This window comes from Bartonella bilalgolemi (assembly GCF_023500045.1).
Taxonomy (GTDB): Bacteria; Pseudomonadota; Alphaproteobacteria; order Rhizobiales; family Rhizobiaceae; genus Bartonella; species Bartonella bilalgolemii.
The window spans coordinates 46,868-52,011 of the sequence record NZ_JAMCOF010000011.1 but is presented as its reverse complement, the minus strand read 5'-3'; the positions used below and the strand labels follow the sequence as shown (position 1 = coordinate 52,011).

Genomic DNA, 5,144 nt, shown 5'->3' with positions numbered 1-5,144 from the left:
AAAGCTGCTCATAAAAATCAAACTCTAAAAAAAACATAAAATGTCCGCTGTAAATACAGAAAATAACAGATAAATATAAAACAATAAAACTTCACACAAAAAAATAATAAAATTGTCAAAAAATTGTCATGAAATTTTTTAAAATAATACTTTAAGTGAATGGTGTTATTTCGTTTTGATTAGTCTCAAGAGACCGCTCGCAGTTCCATTGATGGATTTGAATGTAAATCACATTATTTAGATAAAGAGATGGGTGTTGAGGTTTTGTACAGAGCGTGGATGTAATAGGTGATTTTGAGAGTTTCTCTCTATGATTATATAAAGAGATCTATTTTTAGTAGTGAGTGTGATTTAAATTATTCAATTACTTTCAAATATTATAAATCTAATCATACTGTGTATCAATAATTTTTAGAAGAGTAGCACAAATTCTAACATTATACCAATCTATTGCGATTGCGCAGTGGTATGAGTGGATTAGAAAGGAAGAGTTTTGCTATGTATCAGATTGATTACAATAGTTATCGTTCTATTAAAAGTTTTAATCGTCGAGTTTGTTTTCTAGTTATGCATTACACTGCAATTGATTTTAAAGAGTCGGTTGCAGCTCTTACAGGTACTAAGGTTAGTTCACACTATCTTGTTCCTGATCCTTTGGAGAAAACGTATATTGAAGCGGGGTTTAAAGATATGCGTATTTTTAATTTGGTTGATGAGAATGAACGTGCATGGCATGCTGGCATTAGCTCATGGGCTGGGAAAAGTGACCTGAACGATACATCTATTGGAATTGAAATAGTCAATGTGGTGACTGATAATGATATGAATGGAATGCCTATATTCCCTCCCTATAATCCTATGCAAATTGATGCGGTTAAAGAGCTTGCGTTAAATATTCTACAACGTTATCCTGGTATTACTCCAACAAATGTTGTTGGTCACAGTGATATTGCTCCTGATAGAAAAAGCGATCCAGGTGCTGCTTTTCCATGGAAAGAGCTTTATACAGTAGGTATAGGAGCATGGTATGATGATGAATTGAAGAATTGCTATCAAACACAATTCTGTAAGAATCTTCCTGCGAAAGCAGATATTATTGCTAAACTTAAGCAATATGGGTATGATACTGCAATTGCAAAAACAAAAAATGGATATCGGACATTAATTCGAGCATTTCAGCTTCATTTCCGGCAAAACAATTATGATGGGATTTTGGATGCCGAAACAGCAGCGGTTCTTTATGCATTGGTAGACAAGTATTTTTCTTAAAATAATCTAGCTTATTTTTATTAAAATATTTGTGATTACGATAACAGTTCGCTGGTGGTATTAATTTATTAATATCTGGCGGAGAGAGAGGGATTTGAACCCCCGATAGAGTTACCCCTATGCCGCATTTCGAGTGCGGTGCTTTCAACCACTCAGCCATCTCTCCGTATTTTAAGATGCAATAAATTTTATATTAAGTTAATGACGGTTTGATAATCTCCAATTTCTTCGAATACAAGTTCTTTTTTTGCTTTTTGATTGGCTTTTCTTGACATAGAATAGAAATTCTATCATATATATTTACGTGTGAGCGTAAAGTAATTTGCGCATATTTGTGTTTTATGGGTGTTTTCTATACCTTTTAAACCATTAAGACTGATAAAAAGCAGCCTGTTTTCTCTGTTGATAAAGTAAAATAAGAGCTGGATCGAACGAAAGGATAAAAAATGTTCGCAGTCATTAAAACTGGTGGGAAGCAGTACCGTGTTACTGAAAACCAGGTCATAAAAGTCGAAAAAATTATTGGTGATGTGGGGAGTATCATTGAGTTAAATAATATATTGATGCTCCATGAAGAAAATAATGTAACTGTTGGCACACCTCTTGTTGCGGGCGCTGTAGTTACTGCTGAAATTGTAGAGCAGGGGCGTGCACGTAAAGTTATCTCATTCAAAAAACGTCGTCGTCAAAATTCAAAGCGTACTCGTGGTCATCGCCAAGAATTGACAACGTTGCGTATTTTAGAAGTTTCAGATGATGCTTCAAAAATACAAAAAGCAACTAAAAAATTAACTGAAAAGTCGGTTAATAACAAAGTAAAAGCATCAAAAGAAACAAAAGTTTCTGCTTCTCTTAGCAAAACTGCTAAAAAAACTACTGAAAAAAAGGCCACGTCAAAAAAGGTAGTTTCTGAGACATCAAAAGGTGAAAAGAATTAAAGGAAAACAGTTATGGCACATAAAAAAGCAGGGGGATCTTCGCGCAATGGTCGTGATTCGGAATCAAAGCGTCTTGGCGTTAAAAAATTTGGTGGTGAAGCCGTTGTTGCGGGAAATATCATTATTCGTCAGCGTGGTACACGTTGGCATCCTGGTGATAATGTTGGTATTGGAAAAGATCACACTCTTTTTGCTCTTTCAAATGGAATAGTTTCTTTTCGCAAAAAAGCAAGTAACCGTTCTTATGTTTCAGTTATTCCTGGAGCAGAAACAGCAAAATAAGCGAGATGTCAATATATATAGGATTTAAGCTTGCACGTTATTTCTCTCTAGGTATAGTGTAAGCCTTTGGAGAGGTGGCCGAGTGGTTGAAGGCGCACGCCTGGAACGCGTGTATATGGGAAACCATATCGAGGGTTCGAATCCCTCTCTCTCCGCCAGAGATCAAAAAATCAATAGGTTAATTTATGAAAGTTAGAGATTTTTGTTTCTATTGATTTTACTCTGTTTCTTTTATCCTACCCTTAATTTTTGATAGCTTCTATTGCCAGTTGTATTCTATCAGTTGTTTGAGTGTAGAGCGATGCCATGCTATCTTCTATCTACTAAAGATTGCTTTCATTTGCGAAACTGTAACACCAACGTTAGCAGCACATATTTCTGCTAATTTACTCAATCCGTGAGCTAATTTTAAATACTTTCTGCATTGTATGCTTCACGAAATAAATTGCTAAAACTTTTTTTGATTTTCTCACAAATAAATGTTTCATTTCCAAGAGAAGCCTCTTGTCAATTCAATGCATATTGCTCTGAATGTTCTTCAAAAATATTTTTTGCAAAAGGTAAGAAGCTATAGAATAGTGGTTTTTAGTATATAAGGTTTAGAAAGTGTATTTTATGTATACAACAAATTTATAACAAGTTTAACGGTCAGTTACGTTCTCTATATCGCTTGCATTGCTTGATGTTTTTTACTCTGCGGAAAATATTAAAGTTGGCTTAACTATTGATAATGGGCTCTTGATTGTGAGACTACAGGTGTTTTTTTGCACCACTCTTGATGAATTGCTAGCTCAATGTGATTCTTCAGCAGATTTTGCTAATGGGGATATAGAATAGTTTAATGCTCAGCCTGTTAGTCGAGAACTTTTGTGATAAAGCGGGATGAAATTTAGTTCGTATCGCTTGATGTAGCTTTGGGCTATGAGCAAAAAGGAATGCCTCCCATGCTGATTGTATCACCGAAAGCATTAAATTGTGTGATCTCTTAAGAGAAAATCATAATTACAAAAATATTAGTCGTTTTATTCATTACAAGGGGGAAGGAAGCTTTGCTAGAATAATAAATTTTACTGTCTCATTGGCAGGAACAAGATTACCTATAATAGGAGTTGTATGTTGTGATCGACTATGTACGCTTTCGATATAGGAGTATGTCATGGAAAAGGATTAGAAACAGTTCTTTCTGTGATTATCAATGAAATACTCTCAAAACTACCGATATTTCTTACTTAATTTCTTTATGCATCTATCTAAATGATACTAAAGGGATCCCATTATATTATATACTCTTTGAATGTCTGTACAAAATTGTGGCACCTTTTTGATTAGTTCGCTATAAGAGGGTAGAGTAATTGCTGCATCTATTGTAGATATGAGATCTGCCATTTGTGTTTTTGGGTTCATGCCATTAGGAGAAGTAAGGAATTTTTTTGCGTGCTTAAACATTGGGTTTGTAAGATCATTGGATGTATTTTGCGCCAAAACGAAAATATCTTCTTTCCAATTATAGTTATGACGTAGTGTATGTATGTGTGTCGGCAAATTTGCCCATGCCATCTCTTTATTATAATCACCTTGTAATAAGTTTGCGTAGCGTCCACACAAAGTCATAAGTATATGACGATGGCGTACTAGATGAAATCTTGAAAAGAAGTTATCATAACCACGGGAGTATATATATGCTGATGCTTTTTGCATCTTTTCGAAGTGTTCAGAATCTTCGTATTTTTTGCTCACGTACTTTTCGTAGAGTGTATCATATTGATCTAGATTATCTACATTAGTACATCCAAATAGTATTAAGACAGATAATAAAACTATAAATTTGGTGATGTGTATCATTACATTCTCCCCCCTTTTTTTCTATTACATAATAGATTCGTTTAGTTAATACAATTATGAACAGTTAGCTTTGCTTACAGGGTGTAGATTGAGATACAAACACAATATTAGTTTTTTGTATTGATGTTAATAGTGTGCTTTATTTAGTGTTTAATAATATTACTGTACTTAGTTGTATTGTATCTAAAATAGAGTGTATTTATTCTGTATGCTTCGCGTTTGCAGGTTTTTTTTTTTTAATATTTGGAGTGAGTATTTATGACATCAGCAATATGACTCAGACTCCCCAAATAACAACTCAACGTATACCTCTCAAAGTAGGAATAGGACGTGTCAAAGGTGTTTCGAATAAAATGACGTGTATTATTGGAGGAGGCTGTGATTAAAGCCGCTGAGAATACAGGCAATAAAATGGGGAATGATGGTTGATTTCTTAACGAATCTTAAAGCATAACAAACAAGGCAAATACTTGTGTGGGTGAAAAGATGGTTTAAAAATAAGGTAACTAAGATTCATAAAAAACATATTGATCATAATAAAAAAAGTTTTTAAATTCAGATTTGATATTTTTATCGTTAAAATGATGAATAGGCTTATATAATTTATTGAAGGTTAGAGAAAATACATGAGAAGAAACTCAATTCCTAATTCCACATTTGAGAAAGAAGTTGTGGCAGACAGTACAAAAAATAGCTCTGTCGAAAGTCGGAAAAAAATTGAGAGTTTATTAAAACGTATTTCTGGAAATCCTAAAGTATTAGACATGGATCTAGATATGATACATAGAAGTTTAGCTCTTGGTGATAGTGATG

At 33.8% G+C, this 5,144-nt stretch carries 5 protein-coding genes and 2 tRNA genes; 5 read left to right on the top strand and 2 right to left on the bottom strand.

Annotated elements, in window-relative coordinates:
* Window positions 1–498: 498 nt before the first annotated feature.
* The gene (locus tag M4Z11_RS06415; protein ID WP_249677688.1) at window positions 499–1,269 is read left to right on the top strand and encodes an N-acetylmuramoyl-L-alanine amidase; all 771 of its coding nucleotides are present in this window, start codon (window positions 499–501) and stop codon (window positions 1,267–1,269) included.
* Window positions 1,270–1,345: 76 nt separating this feature from the next.
* Here the strand turns inward: M4Z11_RS06415 and M4Z11_RS06410 are convergent.
* Window positions 1,346–1,435: transfer RNA gene (locus M4Z11_RS06410), tRNA-Ser, on the bottom strand.
* 280 nt (window positions 1,436–1,715) lie between these two features.
* On the opposite strand from M4Z11_RS06410, the gene rplU reads away from it, so the two are divergent.
* The 3 genes from rplU to M4Z11_RS06395 all read left to right on the top strand — a co-directional run bounded on the left by rplU (window position 1,716) and on the right by M4Z11_RS06395 (window position 2,647).
* Entirely contained in the window at window positions 1,716–2,207 is a 492-nt protein-coding gene (rplU, locus tag M4Z11_RS06405; RefSeq protein ID WP_249677687.1) for a 50S ribosomal protein L21, read from the top strand.
* 12 nt (window positions 2,208–2,219) lie between these two features.
* The gene (gene rpmA / locus M4Z11_RS06400) at window positions 2,220–2,489 is read left to right on the top strand and encodes a 50S ribosomal protein L27 (RefSeq protein ID WP_249677684.1); all 270 of its coding nucleotides are present in this window, start codon (window positions 2,220–2,222) and stop codon (window positions 2,487–2,489) included.
* Between the two features lie 68 nt (window positions 2,490–2,557).
* Window positions 2,558–2,647: transfer RNA gene (locus M4Z11_RS06395), tRNA-Ser, on the top strand.
* A 1,102-nt stretch (window positions 2,648–3,749) separates the two neighbouring features.
* Here the strand turns inward: M4Z11_RS06395 and M4Z11_RS06385 are convergent.
* Window positions 3,750–4,331 (bottom strand): hypothetical protein, encoded by a 582-nt coding sequence (locus M4Z11_RS06385; RefSeq protein ID WP_249677682.1) that lies wholly within the window; start codon window positions 4,329–4,331, stop codon window positions 3,750–3,752.
* A 626-nt stretch (window positions 4,332–4,957) separates the two neighbouring features.
* Between M4Z11_RS06385 and M4Z11_RS06380 the strand changes: the two genes are divergently transcribed.
* A partial coding sequence (locus tag M4Z11_RS06380; protein WP_249677680.1) for a hypothetical protein occupies window positions 4,958–5,144 on the top strand: 187 nt, incomplete at its 3' end.

What these genes read in the sequence shown, in the direction of transcription:
- M4Z11_RS06415 (WP_249677688.1), top strand. Translation starts at nt 499, where the DNA reads ATGTATCAGATTGATTACAATAGTTATCGTTCTATTAAAAGTTTTAAT.
- rplU (WP_249677687.1), top strand. Translation starts at nt 1,716, where the DNA reads ATGTTCGCAGTCATTAAAACTGGTGGGAAGCAGTACCGTGTTACTGAA.
- rpmA (WP_249677684.1), top strand. Translation starts at nt 2,220, where the DNA reads ATGGCACATAAAAAAGCAGGGGGATCTTCGCGCAATGGTCGTGATTCG.
- M4Z11_RS06385 (WP_249677682.1), bottom strand. Translation starts at nt 4,331, where the DNA reads ATGATACACATCACCAAATTTATAGTTTTATTATCTGTCTTAATACTA.